General features: G+C 69.2%; 15 protein-coding genes. 9 read left to right on the top strand and 6 right to left on the bottom strand.

All coding sequences use genetic code 11. The features are described 5' to 3' along the window. Positions 1-17: 17 nt before the first annotated feature. A complete protein-coding gene (locus tag ACZ3KP_RS29000) occupies positions 18-632 on the bottom strand; it encodes a DUF6817 domain-containing protein (RefSeq protein WP_467502863.1) in 615 nt (204 codons plus the stop codon). Positions 633-813: 181 nt separating this feature from the next. On the opposite strand from ACZ3KP_RS29000, the gene ACZ3KP_RS28995 reads away from it, so the two are divergent. Together ACZ3KP_RS28995 and ACZ3KP_RS28990 are read left to right on the top strand one after the other, a co-directional pair. Continuing rightward, positions 814-1,719 carry a LysR family transcriptional regulator gene (locus ACZ3KP_RS28995; protein WP_361342941.1) on the top strand — a complete coding sequence of 302 codons (906 nt, stop codon included), beginning with the start codon at positions 814-816 and terminating at the stop codon, positions 1,717-1,719. A gap of 163 nt (positions 1,720-1,882) precedes the next feature. Continuing rightward, positions 1,883-2,566, top strand: coding sequence for an NAD(P)-dependent oxidoreductase (locus tag ACZ3KP_RS28990; RefSeq protein ID WP_467502861.1), 684 nt, complete (start codon positions 1,883-1,885; stop codon positions 2,564-2,566). Between the two features lie 419 nt (positions 2,567-2,985). Here the strand turns inward: ACZ3KP_RS28990 and ACZ3KP_RS28985 are convergent, their stop codons facing one another. After that, positions 2,986-3,375, bottom strand: coding sequence for a hypothetical protein (locus ACZ3KP_RS28985; RefSeq protein WP_467502859.1), 390 nt, complete (start codon positions 3,373-3,375; stop codon positions 2,986-2,988). Between the two features lie 499 nt (positions 3,376-3,874). Between ACZ3KP_RS28985 and ACZ3KP_RS28980 the strand changes: the two genes are divergently transcribed. From ACZ3KP_RS28980 to ACZ3KP_RS28950, 7 genes are all read left to right on the top strand, one after another. Beyond that, on the top strand, positions 3,875-6,064 hold the full coding sequence (locus tag ACZ3KP_RS28980; protein ID WP_467502857.1) for a PIG-L family deacetylase: 2,190 nt from the start codon (positions 3,875-3,877) through the stop codon (positions 6,062-6,064). 340 nt (positions 6,065-6,404) lie between these two features. Then, positions 6,405-6,809, top strand: a complete 405-nt coding sequence (locus tag ACZ3KP_RS28975; RefSeq protein ID WP_467502855.1) for a hypothetical protein — start codon at positions 6,405-6,407, stop codon at positions 6,807-6,809. Positions 6,810-7,474: 665 nt separating this feature from the next. Then, positions 7,475-8,815: an aminotransferase-like domain-containing protein gene (locus ACZ3KP_RS28970; protein ID WP_467502853.1), complete on the top strand. Its 1,341-nt coding sequence runs from the start codon at positions 7,475-7,477 to the stop codon at positions 8,813-8,815. Positions 8,816-8,867: 52 nt separating this feature from the next. Then, a complete protein-coding gene (gene dpgA / locus ACZ3KP_RS28965) occupies positions 8,868-10,016 on the top strand; it encodes a 3,5-dihydroxyphenylacetyl-CoA synthase DpgA (protein ID WP_467502852.1) in 1,149 nt (382 codons plus the stop codon). Positions 10,017-10,039: 23 nt separating this feature from the next. Further along, positions 10,040-10,741: an enoyl-CoA-hydratase DpgB gene (gene dpgB / locus ACZ3KP_RS28960; protein ID WP_467502850.1), complete on the top strand. Its 702-nt coding sequence runs from the start codon at positions 10,040-10,042 to the stop codon at positions 10,739-10,741. Between the two features lie 44 nt (positions 10,742-10,785). Then, positions 10,786-12,099, top strand: a complete 1,314-nt coding sequence (dpgC, locus tag ACZ3KP_RS28955) for a (3,5-dihydroxyphenyl)acetyl-CoA 1,2-dioxygenase DpgC (protein ID WP_467503159.1) — start codon at positions 10,786-10,788, stop codon at positions 12,097-12,099. 150 nt (positions 12,100-12,249) lie between these two features. Then, entirely contained in the window at positions 12,250-12,897 is a 648-nt protein-coding gene (locus ACZ3KP_RS28950; RefSeq protein WP_467502849.1) for a histidine phosphatase family protein, read from the top strand. A gap of 16 nt (positions 12,898-12,913) precedes the next feature. On the opposite strand, the gene ACZ3KP_RS28945 is transcribed toward ACZ3KP_RS28950, so the two are convergent. From ACZ3KP_RS28945 to ACZ3KP_RS28930, 4 genes are all read right to left on the bottom strand, one after another. Continuing rightward, on the bottom strand, positions 12,914-14,215 hold the full coding sequence (locus ACZ3KP_RS28945; protein WP_467502848.1) for a cysteate synthase: 1,302 nt from the start codon (positions 14,213-14,215) through the stop codon (positions 12,914-12,916). 129 nt (positions 14,216-14,344) lie between these two features. Continuing rightward, the gene (locus ACZ3KP_RS28940) at positions 14,345-15,403 is read right to left on the bottom strand and encodes an alpha-hydroxy acid oxidase (protein ID WP_467503157.1); all 1,059 of its coding nucleotides are present in this window, start codon (positions 15,401-15,403) and stop codon (positions 14,345-14,347) included. A 59-nt stretch (positions 15,404-15,462) separates the two neighbouring features. Beyond that, positions 15,463-16,578: a 4-hydroxyphenylpyruvate dioxygenase gene (gene hppD, locus ACZ3KP_RS28935; protein WP_467502847.1), complete on the bottom strand. Its 1,116-nt coding sequence runs from the start codon at positions 16,576-16,578 to the stop codon at positions 15,463-15,465. 211 nt (positions 16,579-16,789) lie between these two features. Beyond that, positions 16,790-17,794, bottom strand: a complete 1,005-nt coding sequence (locus ACZ3KP_RS28930) for an alpha/beta fold hydrolase (RefSeq protein ID WP_467502845.1) — start codon at positions 17,792-17,794, stop codon at positions 16,790-16,792. Between the last annotated feature and the right edge of the window lie 11 nt (positions 17,795-17,805).

The raw sequence follows: 17,805 nt of genomic DNA, 5'->3' as shown, positions 1-17,805 counted from the left end.
GCCGGTTGTCCACCATCTCAGCGCTGGTCAGCGCTCCACGCTGACAAGCCAGAACTGGCGTGTTGGTTCGTCGGCTGGGAGGCAGGAGTAGCAAGCGCCGTGCGGCACTCAAGCCAGGCGTCAGCACTCAGCAAATCCTGGAGTCTGGTGAACAGGGCGAGCAGCTGAGGGCCCCACTTGTCGCGGAAGGCGGAATCGACGATCGCGAGATCGAGTTCGTTGGCCGCCGACAGTTCGGTGAAGTCCCGGCGCAGCTGTGGCCCTGGAACGCGGGAGCGGCCGGTGAACCTGTCGTGGAAGGCAGCATCGGCCTGGTTGAGAGCCGGGTACGTTGCCTTCCGGTCGCATGAGGCGTACAGGTACACGATGGCCTCGGCCTCGGCGCCAATCACCGCCGCAAGGTCATTGCGACGGTCCAGTGGCAGCAGTGCTGTGGGGAAGCCGTCCGTGCCGTAGAACGCGTGACACAGACCGGCGAGTTGGAGGGCCGGACGGGCCTTCCACGTCGCCAGCCGCGCCTGTACACGCTGGAGGTGGGTAAGGAGAGTGCCGCCGGGGTGGGCGATGCTTTCTGCGCCGAACTCACGCAGCAGGGTGACAGCCCGGTCAGTCGTGGCAGGGAGAGCAGGCACAGTGTCCGTGTCCCTTCGGTAATGGGGTTGGTCGGCACCCGTACAGCGCCTTCGCCGGTCCGGATCCGTACGAAGGCACCGGACGGGTTGCCGCCTGGGCCCTGCAATGATCTTCTGACACTCCAACACCCCAGTCAATCCTGGGAATTACTCCACTTACCCAAGGTATAGCTTGGGTGCTATGACTCTGGATGACCTGCGCGTGTTCGTAGCCGTGTGTCGGGCAGGAAGCCTCAGCGCCGTGGCCCGTGACCTGTCGTGTACCCAGTCCGCAGTGAGCCAGCACGTCAAGCGCCTGGAGCGGGAAACGGGCATGAGCCTGTTGGAACGCCAGCCACGCGGGGTTGTTCCCACAACGGCGGGGCGCATCCTGTGCGATGCCGCCGCCGACGGGATCGCCGGGCTCGATCTTGCGCTGCGCCGCCTGGGCGACCTCGTGAACGGCGAAAGCGGTTCCGTGCGGATCACGACCGGCGGAACGACCGTCCGGCACTTCATGGCCGAAGCGATCGTCTCCTTCCGCCGGCGCTACCCGAAGGTGAGCCTGGAGTTCCAGACCGAGACCTCCAGCCGCGGATGCTTCGACGCCCTCCTGGCCAGCAACCTCGACCTTGCCTGGATCACCGTCGGCGCCCCGGTGCGCGGCATCGAGCAACGCCCCGTCGCCGACCTGCCCTGGGTGCTCGCCATGCGGTCCGACGATCCGCTCGCGGCCCGGCCGCACATCGACGCCCCTGACCTCACGGGCATCCGCCTCATCCGACTGCCGTCGAACTCCACCTCCGGCGCCCATTTGGACACCGTCTTCGCCGAACTGGGGATCCGGACCGGGTCGGACACAAGCGTCGCCGACTGGGACACAGCTCTGCTCCTTGCCGAACTCGGCCTGGGCCACGCCGTCGTCCCCGCCGTACCGGGTCTCCCGACACCTGGTGACGCCAGCCCCCTGCGTCTCATCCCCATTCCGGCGCTGCCGCCACTGTCGGTCGGCTGGGCCGTACGCCGCTGGGACGCCCTCTCCCCGCTCGCTCGGAGCTTCGCCGACACGGTCGCTGCAAGTTGCACAAAGACGCACATCACGGCGTGAGCACGAAGACCGAGCTCGGACTGTCTCAAGGTTCACCACCCAGCAGTCGCTCCTGAGGCCTTCGCCAGTAGGCGCGGGGTCGGAGGGGCAGCGCCGGGGTGTTTCACCGCCGACTCCTGGATCACATAAGGTTCACATTCACGGAAGGGGATTCGTGGCCCGAATGCGAGTTCTGCTGCTGGACGCGGCTCCTGGGAACCTGCTCGATCGTGAGCTGGAGTGCCTGCTTGGGCACGGGCTGGCCGTCACGCTGAACCTCCGGCGCATAGCCGATGCTGCGAGCGCGCGGGCTGCGTGGACGGGCCGGGTGGACTTCACCGACTTCGATGCTTTCGAGGAGTCGGCACTGATAGCCGAGATCATCCGCGGTGGAATCGGTTATCACGCGGTGAAGTCCCGGGCCGGCGTCCCGTTGCGCGCTACGTTCCTGGCAGCAGCGACCGATCCAGCACTGACCAACCGGCTCCGGGTGATCGGCCGGGCCGGGGCGGGCACCGACCACGTCGACCTGGCCGCTGCCGCCCGCCACGGCGTCACCATCACCCACACTCCGGGCTCCAATGCGACCGCGGTCGCGGAGTTCGCCTTGGCCCAGCTGCTTGCCCTGACCCGGAACCTGTCAGAGCACAACGAGGCCGCGCACCGCGGGCGCTGGAACGGACCGGCTGCCCCCGCGGTCGAGCTGTCGGAGCTGACCCTGGGCGTTCTCGGGCTCGGGCGGATCGGCCAGGCGCTGGCCGAGCGGGCGGCTGCCCTCGGCATGACCGTCCAGAGCCTCTCCCGTCACCCGGCGGGGGCGGCGGCGCTCCGTGCCGAGTCCCTCGGCACCCTTCCCAGACGTCGCTGAACCCGTGATCGAGCAGATAACTCGTCAGGTTCCGGTGCTCCGGCATGATGAAGATGTCACTTGCGGAAGTCAAGCCGTGCACCAGCAGCACCGGATCGGCGCACTGGGCACGGCGGAAACGGGTGAGGCTCAGACTCAAGCCATCCTCGGTGGTGAACGGATGATGGGATATCTCCGCATCCGACACGCCCTCGAGGGAAAAACGCGGGATGCTCTGCTGCGCCATGCGCCCCCCCTACTGTGCCTTCCGCTCCGACAAGCGGTGAGCGGGTTCGTCGGTCCAGGAACAGCCTGGCAGGGAACACCCGCCGGGTATGCGGCGTCCCGAGAGGTCGGCAAACCCTCGGCAGGACACCATCCGTCGGTCCGGCCGGACGGTGGGTCAGACCCCTCGGACGGTGCCGCCGTCCTCCTCACCGTCAGACGTACTCGCAGTACACCGGGCTGCCGTTCGTCTCCACCGGCACGCCAGGGACCGGCCCGTCGTTGGAACCGCCGCTGACGTACACGGCACTCACCCAGCCGAGCCACCCCTGCGGGGAGACGATCTCCACCCAGTAGTGGTTGTGGTAGGGCCCGTCGGAGACGTTGTCGCCCCAGCGCTGGCAGTAGGCCTGCACGTTGACGTTGGTCAGCAGCTCCGAGGTGGCCAGGTCGCACGTCGTGCTCGCACACTGGCGCACGTGCACCTGGGCGGCCCAGATGTGGACCGTTGACGTGGTCGCAGCGGCCTGGGCAGGGGCGGCCGTCAGGCCGAACAGGGCGGTGATCCCGAGCAGGGTGGCGAGCAGGACCCGTACGGAGAACAAGCGATTCAAGATCTGCGAAGACACAGGTGGTGTCCCTTCCTTCTGAGGGTCTTCCGGCTGTGGTCCGGAACACCGGCAAGGCGGAGCCGTCGGCGGGAGAGCGGTCGGCGCCGACCGCGTCACTCATGGGACGGGCTCTCCCGGACCGTCGTATGAGCGTCCGAGCCGTTGCGGCCGTCGTCGTCCGTCGCGCAGACCCGTCGACAGGGCAACGCCCGCGTGTGGCGGGGGCAGTTGGGCCGCCCCGTCATACGGGAACGGGCCGCGTCCCGTCCGGCAGGGCCACCGCCGGACCACCTGCCGGGAGCCGCACGCCCGGGGGTTGAGGTCCGAGTCGACGTCCGCCATCAGTGCTCACCGCGATCGTCTTCTGGCCTGCATGTGCGAGAACGGCGGAAGGGGAACCAGGCTCGGGATTTGCACATCTAGTGGGGTGGCTCATCCCGGTGTGAGTGTTTGTCGTATCTGGGGCGGTGCCGGACGCCATCGAGGAGTGGCCGTGCGTTCGCTCACCCATATGGACAGGCGGCAACTGCTCAAGGCGGCCGGTGCGGGTGCCGTCGTCATGGGAGCAGGTGCCGGACTGTACACCTGGCCGACAACGGACGGTGGCGCGTCGAATACGTCGGCTGCTCCGGTGTTGGTGAAGCAGGCCGCCGCGGCCGGGGCGAAGGGGGCGTTCCTTCACATCATGGCGCACCCCGACGACAACCTGTACTTCATGAATCCGGACCTGGAACAGTCCATACGCAGCGGGGCGCCCTCGGTCACCGTCTGCCTGACCGGCGGCGAGTCCGACGGCCACAACGTCCTTTTGCATGACCCCATCGCCGGCAAGGTCCCCTACGACCGCGAGAAGTACGTGCGGGCCCGGATGAACGGCGTGCGTCGGGCCCATGCCCTCATGGCCACGGGCGACACCGAAAGCCCCTGGGACGTGGACGCGGTATCGCTCATTCCCGGCTTCCAGGTGGAGGTGCAGACGCTGCGCGCGGCCCCGGAAAACCAGCTGGTGTTTCTGGAACTGGTCGAGGCCCGCTCCCTGTTCGCGCCCAAGAAGAACAGTCTGCGGGGTCTGTGGCTGGGCGCGGCTGACACCCTCACCACGCTCCCGCCGACCCGTACTCCCGTGCGAGAGCGCTACGAGTACACCCGGGGCCAGCTCATCGACTCGCTGACAGCGATCATGGAACGGGTCCGGCCCACAGTCGTACGCACCCTGGACCCCAACGCCGTCCACAGGGCTGACAAGCCGCCGCTGTACTCCCGCGACCTGCGGCTGCGCGGCTTTCACTACCACGACCACCAGGACCACACTGCCTCCGCCCACTTTGCCCAGGCGGCGCTGGCCCAGTACTGGGGGCGCCAACACAGCCGTCCGGTGGCCGTCGAAAGCTACCTCGGCTACGAGAATGCTGCCCTGCCCCACAACATCGACCTCAAGACCACCAAGCGCAAAGGCGATCTGCTGTCGGTCTACGGTTGGGCGGACCGCAAGGACTGCGGCGACAAGGCCGGCTGCGGTGACCGCAAACTCGGCGGCACAGCCCTCACCGGCCTCTCCAAGAACTGGACCCGCTCCACCTACCAGCGCACCCCCGGCTCCAACTCCTGGCTGCTCCCGCTCAAGGACAACCGGTTGGCGGCCTTCGCGGTCCTGGACGGCACGGCGCGCTGCTGGGTGGAGACTGATCCGGGCGGCGGCACATTCGGCGGCCCCCACGACCTGGGCGGGAAAATGTTCGAAGCGCAGCTCTTCGCCTTGCGCCACGACGATGGAAGGATTCAGCTCTTCGCAGTCCATACGGTCCTGCCGAGCGGCAAGCGTGCCCACCGTCGCGAGCTGATGACTGCGATCCAGTCCGGTACCGGCGACGAGGGTGTGCCCGTCTTCGGGCCGTGGGAGTCGCTGGGCGCGCCGGACCCCGCCCCGGTCAAGTCACTGGAGATGGGCTACCCGGCCGCGGTCGCCGACAAGGACGGAGTGGTGCACGTCTTCGCACGCAACTGGGACGGCGGTGTGAGCCACCGCAGCAGCGTCCGCGGCGGGAAGTGGACGGACTGGCGGCGGGTGGAGTGCCTGCCCAGGAAGTACCCGCAGGTGGTGGACGGACTGGACGCCTGCATCGACTCCGCCGGACTGATCCACCTCGTCGCTCCCAACGCCAAGTCCGTACTGCACTGGGTGTCCACGAAGCCCGGGGAACTCCCACGGCCGGTCCCGGCGGTCGGTCTGCCGCAGCCCGCCGGGCCTGTCAGCGTGGTGCCGCTGGCGGACGGGGGCATACGGATCGCCTACCGGTTGCCGATCACCGCGCAAGTGCTGCTCGCCGACTGGGAGCGGCACAGTGGCGGTTGGCAGGTCATCGGGAAGGCCGAGCCGATCGGCGGCTATGGTCGGGTCAGCGTCGCGGCCGTCGGTCCCCAGGGGCGGCGGACGGTGCTCGCCGGGCGCGACGACGAAGGCATGGTGCGTGTCGCCACGGCCGACAGGGAGCCGGGGCGCTGGCAGACGGGGAAGGTGCTGCACACGGCGGCACCAGCGGTGGCCCGGGACGCGAACGGGCGTGCCGTGGTCGCGGCCCTCGGTACCGATGCGCGCCTCTACATCGCCCGACAGGCCTCAGGCACCGATTCGAGGGGACCCGACTCAGCCTTTGATCCCTGGTCGGCCGCGGCCGGACGGTAGGCCGCACACGCGGTCCGGGCAGACGTGTCCGGCCACACAGCCGCGCATCGGTCGCAGACGGTCAGGCGCCGCCAGACTGCAGCACGAGGCGGTTGCGGAACAGCCGAACCGGCCGGCGGCCCGAAGTGTTACGCCGCCTCCCCTGAGCGGGTGGGGACCGGGGTGTTCCGCGCCAGCGGACAGATTTCCAGGGCGAAGCGCGCCAGCGCTCGCACCTCCACGCCCGCCGGGTCACGGTTCGGCTCCCTGCCGATCGCCGCGGTCAGCGCAGAACCCGGCCAAGGCCGCGGCAGGACAGCGGATCCACCGCCTGGAACCCGACCCTGCCGCAGCCCCCATCGTGGCCCGGATCTTCCAGATGTACATCAACGGCATAAGCGACAAGGCCATCGTCACCACCCAGCTCTTCGACATCGCCAAGAAGATCCGCCAGCAGCGCTCCCGCATGCCGCAGCGCCTCGAACGCCTCGGACGACAACAACAGGGCAGCGAGCGTACGCACTGCGCGGGCGGGTGCGATGTGAGACGTGCAGGCGCAAGAGACGTGGTGTGCCAGGCTCTGGACCGATGGATCGCGAAAGTCTTCGTCCCCGACCGGCTCGCCGCCACTTTCACCGCCCTCGCCCAAGCCAGCGTGGCTGCACATGCGGCCGAGACGCTCACGCCGGAGCAGCCCCAGGAGGAAACTCCCCTCAGCGCCGACCAGATCCGGGAGATCACTGAGAAACTCGGACACATCCCATAACGCGTGCAGGCCGTCGGCGCAGAGCAGACGAACCCGCTCCAGGAAGCGCTCGGGATCACGATCAGTGGGCCCGTCGAGTCCTTGAGGGCCTTGTTCAGTGCCTCGACTTCTCCGCGGTCCTCGAAGGAGGTACGGGGAAGGTGGTCGGAGGCGAGGGGGCCGATGCCGCACAAGATGTCGTCGTTCGCCGACGCCACAGCGGCTCCTATCAGCAACCGTGGCCTCGTCGAGGGTCACGTGCCCGGTCGGCCACCGGTACTCACCCTGAGCTTCGGAGGCCGCCGCCGCTGCCTGACCATGTGTCACCCGAACCACATCTCTTGACATTTGCTCAGTCCGCCGTCCTTCACCCTGTTCACCCCGGGGCCGGCTCCAAACCGCCGAAGCCGATGTGGGCGGATCTTGAGCAGCTGCCGACCTGCTCGAAGTGCAGTCCGAAGAGCTCGGTGATCGCAAGTGCGACCTCGGATAAGGAGTTGGGGACGGCCCACGGCAGCCGTCCTAGGGAGCGGGCCGATGGGAGGTGATCGGCGCGATCGGCGCTCCACCATGATCAGAAGCCTCTATGCCACCGGATGACCTGCTGGTAGCCTGCCAAAAAATCTTGTTCCTACGAGATCATAGGCAGGCGGCCGGTCCATGGCCTGCCTGCGGGAGGTGCCTACGTGGCAGCCAACCATCTGTTAAAGGAGGAGCTGCACGCCAGCGTCTCCGATCCGGTTCTCGACACGATGAACTTCCTCAACGGGATCACGCACCGCTACCCGGAGGCGGTCTCCTTCGCCCCCGGCCGCCCCTACGACGGATTCTTCGACACGGAAGAGATCTTCGAGCACATCCGCCGCTACCTGGACCACCTGGCGAAGACCGGGTACTCGCCGGCCGAGATCCGTGACGCGGTCTTCCAGTACGGACCGACCAACGGGCAGATCCGGGAGCTGATCGCCGACTCGCTCCGCAAGGACGAGGACATCGACGTGCCGCCCGAGGCCATCGTCGTCACCGTCGGGTGTCAGGAAGCCATGCTCCTGACACTGCGCGCCCTCATGGCGAGCCGGGACGACGTGCTCCTGGTGGCGAGCCCCTGCTACGTGGGCATCACCGGCGCGGCAAGGCTTCTCGACATCGACGTCACTCCCGTGGAGGAGCGGGCCGACGGGCTGCACTGCGATGACGTGGAGGCCTCCATCCGGGCCATGCGGGCCCAGGGACGTCGACCGCGGGCGCTCTACCTGGTCCCCGACCATTCGAATCCGTCCGGTGTCACCCTCTCCGTGGAAGCGCGCAGAGGGCTGCTCGACCTCGCCGCCCGAGAGGACTTCCTCCTGCTGGAGGACAGCCCGTACCGGATGGTCAGCCCCGGCCGCCAGGTTCCCACGCTCAAGTCCCTCGACCGTGACCGCCGCGTCGTCCACCTCGGCTCCTACTCCAAGACGCTCTTTCCAGGCGCGCGGGTGGGCTTCGCCATCGCGGACCAGGTCGTCGTCGACCGGGACGGCAGCACGGGTCTGCTGGTGGACGAGATCACCAAGATCAAGAGCATGGTAACGGTGAACACGTCCGCGCTCGGCCAGGCCGCCGTGGGCGGGATGCTGCTGGCGGCCGACGGCCGCACCGCCGACATCAACGTGGAGACCTCCCGCTACTACGGCGACGCGATGCAGGCCGTCCTGCGGGAACTGGACGAGGCCTTTCCGGAGAACGAGCGCACGGCACTCGGCGTGCGCTGGAACCGGCCCACCGGTGGTTTCTTCCTGACTGTGGACGTCCCGTTCCGCGCGGACAACGTCGCACTGGAACGTTCGGCGGAGGAGTTCGGCGTCATCTGGACGCCCATGTCCTACTTCTATCCCCAGGGCGGCGGAGCCAACAGCATCCGTCTGTCCATCAGCTACCTGACCGAATCCGAGATATCCGACGGGATCGGGCGCCTGGCACGTTTCATCAGGGATGAGACCGCCGCCCATGACCCGTCGCAGCCCACAAGGAACCCGACACGTTGTTGAACGCCCAGTCACTGATCCGCAGCAAGCCGCGTATGTGGGGGTGGACCTTCCGATGACCGCCACGTTGAACCCCCGGTATGCCGAACTCCTCGAGCCGTCGATACCCTTCCCCGGCCCGGCACTGACCGCCCCGCGCATCGCGGGCGTCGCGACGGCCGTGACGGGGACGTCGTACACCCAGCAGGAAATCCTCGACCTGTTCGAGATATCGGACCCCAAGGTCCGGTCCGTCTTCCTCAACAGCGCCATCGAAAGACGCTTCCTCTCCCTGCCTCCGCGCGACCTGCACGGCGCCCTCCGTTCCGAGGCCCAGGGCGAACTCCTCGACAAGCACAAGAAGCTCGCCCTCGACATGGGGTCCAGGGCGATCCGCAAGTGCCTGGCCGACACGGGCATCGACCTCGACGATGTCGACTACTTGTGCGTGACGACCACGACCGGCTTCCTGACTCCCGGTCTGAGCGCCCTGCTGATCCGCTCCCTGGGGCTGCAACCACAGACGAGCCGGGTGGACGTCGTGGGCATGGGCTGCAACGCCGGCCTCAACGCCCTCCAGGCAACGGCAGCTTGGGCCACCGCACATCCGGGCCGGGTGGCCGTCATGCTGTGCGTGGAGGCCTGTTCCGCCGCCTACGTCATCGACGACACGATGCGGACCGCCGTCGTCAACAGCCTCTTCGGGGACGGCGCCGCCGCCGTCGCCCTGGTCGCCGATCCGTCGCAGCCCCCGCCGCCCGTCGGCGCGCGCCGCGGGTTCCACGGTCCGCGGATCCTGGGCTTCTCCAGCCACCTCATCACCGAAGCGATCGACGCCATGCGGTACGACTGGAATGACGCGCAAGGCAAGTTCAGCTTCTACCTGGACCCGCAGGTGCCATACGTCGTGGGTGCGCACGCGGAGCAGGTCGTCGACCGTCTGCTGGCCCCGGCCGGCCTGCGCCGCTCCGACATCGGCCACTGGCTGGTGCACTCCGGCGGCAAGAAGGTCATCGACGCGGTACGGATCAACCTGGGTCTCACACGCCACGACCTGCGGCACACGACCGGGGTACTGCGCGACTACGGCAATCTCTCCAGCGGCTCGTTCCTGTTCTCCTACGAGCGGCTGCTCGGCGAAGACGCGACCACACCCGGCGAGTACGGCGTCCTAATGACGATGGGGCCGGGCTCCACCATCGAGACGGCGCTCGTCCAATGGTGAATGAGGAGCAGGTGAAGGAAACCATGACCGATTCAGGCACGACCTCCGCGGCTTACGACGCCGCCACCGCGACGCTGACCGTCGACGGCCGCCTGCCCTTGTCCTCCGCCGCCGTCGCCGCCGTCAACACGGCCTGTGACGCTGCCGAGGACGGGCGCACCGCCGCCCACCTGACGCTGCGGCTCTCGGGCGCCCCCGCGGCTTCACCGGTCGAGGAAGTGACGCTCTCCCTGGTGAGCAAGTGGGAGCGGGCGCTGCGCCGGCTCGAACGCCTGCCGGTGGCAACCTTCGCGACGGCCGAGGGGCCGTGCGGCGGTCTCGCACTCGACCTCCTCCTGTGCGCGGACCGCCGCATCGCCGACGGCGCCGTGAGCCTGGTGATGCCCCTCAGGAACGGGGCGACCTGGCCGGGCATGACGCTGTACCGGCTCGGCAGGTCCCACGTCGGTGCCGCCGCGGTCCGCCGCGCCGTCCTCTTCGGCACCGCCATCGGTGCGCAGGAGGCCGTGGCCCTCCAGTTGGTCGACGTCCTGGCGGAAGACGTCGAGGCCGTACTGGCGGCGACCGTCGCAACGACCGCCTCCGTGCGGGGATCCGAGCTGGCCATCCGGCGTCAGCTGCTCTTCGACGCCTCGACAACCAGCTTCGAAGAGGCACTCGGCGCCCATCTCGCGGCATGCGACCGGGCGTTGCTGCAGGCGGCCGCGTCCGAGGCGGCGGCGTGAACGTCGACCACGTCTCGGCCCGACCACACGTCAAAAGCTCGGCCGTGCCGGCCGACCCGGACTCGGCCCGGCTCGCGCTGGCACGCGCGGCCGAGACCGCCTCGGCCCTGCTCGCCGACCTCGGCGAGCCGGCGGACCGGTCCCCGGAACAGTGCGCCGAGGCCGCCGCGGCGGTCGACGCCGCCAGGGCACTGCGTGCGGCGTTCATGGACGCACACGCGGAGGCGGTCTACGACGAGCTCACGGACCACCGGTCCCGCCACCTGCGGCTCGCCGAGCTGGTCCGGGAGGCAGCGGTGCGCTTTCCTGGACTCGTGCCGACCGCGGAGCAGCTGGCCGCCGAGCGCACCAGGGCCCAGGCGCACAAAGAGGGCCACGAGATCGACCAGGGCATCTTCTTCAGCCGAGTGCTGCGCTCCCCCACGGCGGGGGCGCACCTGCTCGACGCGATGTTGAAGCCCACTCCCGCCGCCCTCGCGCTGCTGCCGGAGTTCACCCGCACCGGCACGGTCCGGTTGCGGTCCGTGACGGTGGAACGCCGCGGCGCGGTCACCCATCTGACCATGTGTCGCGAGGACTCCCTGAACGCGGAGGACGACCAGCAGGTCGACGACATGGAGACGGCTGTCGATCTGGTCCTCCTGGACCCGGGCACCGAGGTCGGCGTGCTGCGGGGCGGCGTCATGTCGCATCCCCGCTACCGTGGCCGGCGGGTCTTCAGCGCCGGCATCAACCTCAAGGCGCTGCACGGCGGGGGCATCTCGCTCGTGGACTTCCTGCTGCGGCGGGAACTGGGCTACCTGCACAAGCTGATCCGGGGTGTGAGGCCGGAAGGGGCGGCGGACTGGCGCCGGTCCACCGTCGACAAGCCGTGGGTCGCCGTCGTGGACGGTTTCGCCATCGGCGGCGGTGCCCAGTTGCTCCTGCTCTTCGACCACGTCATCGCCGCTTCGGACGCCTATGTGAGTCTGCCCGCAGCGCAGGAGGGCATCATCCCGGGCGTGGCCAATTTCCGGCTGACGCGTTCGGTCGGGCCCCGGCTGGCCCGGCAGATCATCCTGGAGGGACGGCGCGTGCACGCGAGCGAGCCGGCGGCCCGGCTCATCGTCGACGAGGTGCTGGAGTCGGCCGCGCTGGACGCGGCTGTGGCCGAAAGCGCAGAGCGGCTTCGCGGCACCGCCGTCCTCGCGAACCGGCGCATGCTCAACCTGGCCGAGGAGCCGGTCGACCAGTTCCGTTCCTACATGGCCGAGTTCGCGCTCCAGCAGGCGCTGCGACTGTACGACGCGGACGTGCTCGACAAGGTCAGCCGCTTCTCGGGCGCTTCGGTCGGGAAGGCGGCCCCGGCCCGGAGCTGACGCATCCGCCCGCGCGCGGGCGGCTCACCCGTTCGGGGAGCCGCCCGCGCCGGCGGGTACCGGACCGCCGCCGCACGCCGGGCCGTGGCTCGGCTCCCGCCGTCACCGGCCCTCGCAGTCGGGCCCCACGTGCAAGGAAATTCGAGAAACATGGTTGCCGCAAGCTCACGGGGTCGCAGGATCGTGCTGTGGCGTCACGGTCAGACCGTCTGGAACCGGGAACAGCGTTTTCAGGGGACCACCGACATCGAACTGAACGCGGAGGGCATGGCGCAGGCACGGCGCGCCGCACGCGTGCTGGCGGCCCTCTCCCCCGATGCCGTCATCACCTCCGATCTGAAGCGGGCCGTCACCACCGCGCGCCCGCTGGCCGCGCTGACCCGCCTGGCGGTCACCCCCGAGGCGGGGCTCCGCGAGGCGTACACCGGCCGGTGGCAGGGACTCACCCACGACGAGATCGTGGCCGCGTACGGCGAGGAGTACGCGGCCTGGAGGAAGGGTGAGCCCGTGCGTCGCGGCGGAGGCGAGCTGGACACCGAGGTGGCCGAGCGGGCGACCGCCGTCGTGGAGCGCCATGCCGAGCGGCTCCCGGACGGCGGGATGCTGGTCGTCGTGAGCCACGGCGGCACCATACGGGCAACCGCCGGCCGTGTTCTCGGCATGGATCCGACAGATTGGATGTCGCTGGCAGGTCTGTCGAACTGCCACTGGCACGTGCTGAGCGAGGAGCCGTCCGGGTGGCGGCTGTCGGTGCGCAACGCGGGCGCTCCGCAGGAGACGGAGTTCGGCGAGGGCTGACGTCCGTGCGTTCGGTCTATCGGGTCCGGTCGGGGAACAGACCGGCGATCCGTGCCACGAGGTCTTCCGCCGTGTCGTTCTGCAGGTCGGCCACCAGGGTCGGCTCCGCTTCGTACAGGGAGTGGTCCCGTGCGAGGCGCGCCCGGCCCCCACCCGTGATGTTCAGCAGGATGTGCTCCCGTTCGGGAACCCGGCCGTCGAGGACCGCCTTGCGGAGCCCGGCGAGCGCCACCGCAGAGGCCGGCTCGATGTCGATGGACTCGGCTTTCCCGAAGACGTCCCTTTCGTACTCCGCCGCGTCCTGCTCGACGGTCAGCACGTCGCCGGAGCTCTCGGTGAGCACGTCGTAGACGCCGCAGCGGACGGCGTACGGGGGGAAGCGGTTGGTCAACTCGTCCGCGAAGACGGTTCTCGTCGCGGCCCGCGCGTCGTCGGCGCCGCACGGTGTGAGCTGTCGCGTCCCGGACTTCCAGGAGTCGGCGAGTGGAGCAAACGACGCGTTCTGGCAGAGCAGGAGCCGCGGCAGCTCCGTACCGTGGCGCCCTGTGCCGAGGAGTCTGGTCGCCGCCTCGTGGACGGCGATGGCGCCGGCTCCGCTGCCGACGGCCTGGACGTAGACCCCGGGCAGCCGGCCCATGGCTTCCACAGCCGCGTACAGGACCGTCGCGAGTCCGTCGCGTCGGCCGATGTTGCGCACTCCGCCTTCGGCCTGGAAGCCGGGGAGCGCGGCCACCGACTCGGCGAGGGCTATCGCGTCGGAGTAGTCGGCGCCGTCCAGCACCACGAGCCTCACCGCCGGGTCCAGCGGTGCCCGGAACCTCATCCTGTCCAGACCGCGGCGGGGCACGATCAGGAGGCACGGTCGCCGGTGGCGCGAGCAGATCGAGGCGAAGGCCGCAGCGGTGTTGCCGGCCGAAGCCACGACGAGCACCGGCGGATCCGACGGCAGACGCCCCAGGACCGCCCACGCCTCCAGCTCCTTGAACGTCGCCGTCTCGAGGAACGCGCCGCGCTCCGGCCAGTACCCGTTGAAGGCGATCCAGAGGTTCGGCAGGCCGAGCTGGACGGAGAGTTCCTCGCTCTGGAACACGGCCGTTCGGGCCGTCGTCGGGAACATCCTGGTGACCGGGAGCCAGTCCCGGTAGCGGAACAACCCCTCGGTATCGGGCCGCGGCGTGAACTCCTTCACCTCGTAGTCGGACCGGAGCAGCGCCGGCCCGTGATCGCGGCTGCACGACAGTGTCATGCCGTCGTCCTGACCGCGCTGTCCGCACAACGGACAGAACACCGTGTAGTGGCGGCTCACCCGTTTCTCCATTCCGCGTTTCCTTTCTGAGGGCCGGCACCGGCACGTCCTCCGCAGACGCATCGGTCCGGTGATCCGTCGTCCCGGCCGCCACGGGTCGCACGTGCCGACCGCCGTCACCCGTCCGCCGGAGCACTCTGGCTAGCCGGCCCGCAGTACGGTCCGGATCTCCCTGGCGGCCTTCACTCCGTCGCATCCCGCGAGGCCGAGGGCGTCACGCAGTTCCTCCGCCAGCAGGTCCAGGACGCGGCCGACGCCCCGCTCCCCCGCCGCGGCGAGCCCCCACAGCACCGGGCGCCCCACGAGGACGCCGTCGGCTCCCAGCGCGAGGGCGCGCAGTACGTCGGTGCCGCTGCGGATGCCGCTGTCCAGCAGCACATGGCAACCACCGCCGACTTCCGTGGCGATCTCCGCGAGGACGTCGACGCCGGTGACCGCGCCGTCCAGCTGCCGGCCACCGTGGTTGGACACGACGATGCCTTCCGCGCCGACATCGACGGCGCGTCTCGCATCCTCCGGTGCGAGCACCCCTTTGAGAACGATCGGCAACCTCGTGCGGCGCCGCAGTTCCTCAATGTCCGCCCAGGTCAGGGAGGAGCTGAAAGCCGATCCGGTGTGGGAGGCCAGCGCGGATCCGGACGCCGGCGCCCGATGAGCCTCGGAGCCCGATCCCCACGCCAGGTTGGCAGCCTGCACCCCCGGGGGCAGGGTGAACCGGTTGCGGATGTCCCGCAGCCGACGTCCCATCCAGGGCACGTCGACGGTCGGCATCAGCGCCGCGCACCCCGCGGCCTCCGCGCGTTCGACCAGCTCGAAGGTCCTCTTCCGGTCGCGCAACCAGTACAACTGGAACCAGACGGTGCCGCCGATCCCGGTGATCTCCTCGATCGAGCAGCTGCTCAGGGTGCTGGCGGTGAAGGGCACTCCGGCCGCCTTGGCCGCCCGCGCGGCCGCCAGTTCGCCTTCCGGGTGAACCAACTTGTGGTACGCGATCGGGGCGACGGCCACCGGCATGGCGTGCGGCACCCCGAACAGCGATGTCCGCGGGTCGCAGTGCGCCACGTCGCGAAGGACGCGCGGTACGAGGGCGATCCGCCGCAGTGCCGCACGGTTGGCGGCCAGTGTGACCTCGCCGCCACTGCCACCGGAGACGAAGTCCCACACGTCCGCGGGCAGGACTTCCCGTGCTGCCTGTGCCATGTCCTCCCAGCAGTGCACGCGGTCGACGTCCCACGGCCCGGTGGCCCGCACGGCGCGCGTCACAGGGACTTGTTCTGGTTCGCGAGGCGCTCCATCTCCACCGCCTCGTACAGGGCCTTGATGTTGGCGCTGCCGAAGGTCTCGGCGCCGCACCTCTCGATCACCTCGAAGAAGAGGGTGCTCCGCGGGTGGGTTGAGCGCGCGAATATCTGGAACAACTGCCCGGCGTGGTCCTCATCGACGAGGACGTTCAGCTCGTGCAGGCTCTCCAGGGAGTGCTTGGTCAGGGAGATGCGCTGCTCGAGGAGGCTGTAGTACGCGTCGGGCGTGGTCAGGAACTCCACACCGCGGCCGGCCAGAGCCCCGACGGACCGCACCACGTCGTCCGCGGCGAAGGCAACATGCTGCACGCCCGACCCGACGTGGTTCTTGAGGAACTCGTCTATCTGACCGGGGTCCGCCTCGGGGTCGGGCTGGAGGATCGTGAAGGTCACCTCACCCGACTTGCTCTGCACCACCTTGGACAGCATCGCTTGAGCGCCGACGACGATCCGTTCCGCGAAGATCTCGTCGAACCCGAACGACTTCTCGTACAGCTCCACTATCGCGTCCAGCTCGCCGACGTTCGCACACACGGCGAAGTGGTCGATCTCCAGGAGGCGCAGCCCGTCTGCGGCCGCGGTGTGACTCGGCTCCCCGACGCCGGGGAGCCGGCGGAATCCGGCGGGCAGTCCGGCCTTCTGGCCCGAACGCCGCTGCACCAGGGTGTGCACGACGTCGCCGAACCCGGAGACGGTCGCGCTGATCGCGACGTCGTCCCCCGCGTGCTCCACGGGTTCGGCCAGGGCCTGAGCGCCGTTGTCGATGGCCTGGCGGAACGCCCCGCGCACATCGCCCGTGCGAAGAGCGATGTCGGCGATACCGTCACCGTGGGCGAACACGTAGTCGAAGGCGGGATGCTGTTCCGTCGTCGCCTCCGTCAGGACGAGCCTCATCGCGCCCTGGCTCATCACCGTGGCCCGGAAGCCCTGCTCCGGGGAGCCTCCGGCCGCGACCTCCACGAACCCGTAGGAGTCACGCCACAGAGCGACCTGCTCGTCCAAATCGCGGACGTACATCTCGACGTAGTCCAGCTCGAAGTCGTCGACAATTGTGTTGACCTGGGGAGACGTCATGGAAACTCCAGTTCTCTTGAATGACGAGACAGCATTTGCGAGAAGAAGAAGGGACAAAAGCACTCCCGATGTCAGGACTGCGCCCAACATGCGTGCGGCAGTGGCAAGGGGGGTGGCGCCGGGTGTGGACGCGCCCGGCAGGAAGGCCAGGCCGTACGGGGGCAGGGCGCACACGCGGCGCACGCGTCCACGCCCTGTCCCTTGCGGCAGGTCAGTATTCGTCGACCGGCCTGCTTCCGGGCCTCAACCGGTCCCGGAGTACCCGGCCGATGTGCTCGAGCGGCTCGGGTTGCATCATGCCGACGTGATCACATTCAATCACGTGTTCGTCAACTCCGCCTGTGACATGGGGAGTCCACACCTCATGACCGGTCATCGGCATGGGGTTGTCGACACCCGCGCGGAAGAAGAGGAGGTCTCCTTCCACGACACCCGGTGCAAGGGACCGGGCGAGCCTGCGGTTGTTCTCGATCACGTCGATCAGGCCCGCTGCCCGGTCGACGTCGATGTCGAGGCTCCGTGCCACCTCACCCATCTGGTCGGCTGCGTAGGCTTCGAGCAGGTGCGAGACCCCATCGGGGTCGTCGCCCATGGCCTCGTCGTCCGGGAGGGGGAGACCGGCGGCCTCGGCTAGGGCTCTGATGAGACTCTGCCGGTCGTCCTCCACGTCGGACGCCTGCGAAGACGGCGGATAGGCGTCGACGACCGCGAGGAGACCAACCTCCTGCTGCTGCCTCTGGAGCTCCTCGGCCACCGCATGAGCGACGAGCCCTCCGAAGGACCACCCCAGGAGGCGGTACGGCCCGGCCGGCTGGACGGAGCGGATGACCTGCGCGTACCCGGCGGCCATCTCCTCGACCGTGGCGGCGGGTTCCCCAGCGCCCACGCCTCGGGACTGCAGGCCGTAGATCGGCAGGTCCGCCGGCAGCTCCTTGAGCAGGCCGGCATAGCACCAGCTCAAGCCCGCCACGGGGTGCACGCAGAAGAGGGGGCTGTCCGAGCCCTGTCGACGCAGGGGGAAAAGTGTGTCGAACGGGTCCGAGACATCACCTTCGTCGAGCCGGTCCACCAGCCCCGCCACCGTCGGGGCCTCGAACAACGACCGGATGCTCACCTCCACCCCGAGGACCGTCCGGATCCGGCTCACCAGCCGCGTCGCCAACAGCGAATGCCCGCCCAACTCGAAGAAACCGTCGTCGACCGACACCGACTCCACGCCCAGGACCT

This window comes from Streptomyces sp. NPDC020958, from assembly GCF_055562175.1.
The sequence above is the reverse complement of the archived record's forward strand: the minus strand, read 5'-3'. Positions and strand labels throughout refer to the sequence as shown.

Coding starts and splice junctions, on each gene's coding strand:
- dpgB (WP_467502850.1), top strand. CDS start 10,040: ATGACCGATTCAGGCACGACCTCCGCGGCTTACGACGCCGCCACCGCG.
- ACZ3KP_RS28940 (WP_467503157.1), bottom strand. CDS start 15,403: ATGGCACAGGCAGCACGGGAAGTCCTGCCCGCGGACGTGTGGGACTTC.
- ACZ3KP_RS28990 (WP_467502861.1), top strand. CDS start 1,883: ATGCGAGTTCTGCTGCTGGACGCGGCTCCTGGGAACCTGCTCGATCGT.
- ACZ3KP_RS28950 (WP_467502849.1), top strand. CDS start 12,250: ATGGTTGCCGCAAGCTCACGGGGTCGCAGGATCGTGCTGTGGCGTCAC.
- ACZ3KP_RS28945 (WP_467502848.1), bottom strand. CDS start 14,215: ATGGAGAAACGGGTGAGCCGCCACTACACGGTGTTCTGTCCGTTGTGC.
- ACZ3KP_RS28995 (WP_361342941.1), top strand. CDS start 814: ATGACTCTGGATGACCTGCGCGTGTTCGTAGCCGTGTGTCGGGCAGGA.
- dpgA (WP_467502852.1), top strand. CDS start 8,868: ATGACCGCCACGTTGAACCCCCGGTATGCCGAACTCCTCGAGCCGTCG.
- hppD (WP_467502847.1), bottom strand. CDS start 16,578: ATGACGTCTCCCCAGGTCAACACAATTGTCGACGACTTCGAGCTGGAC.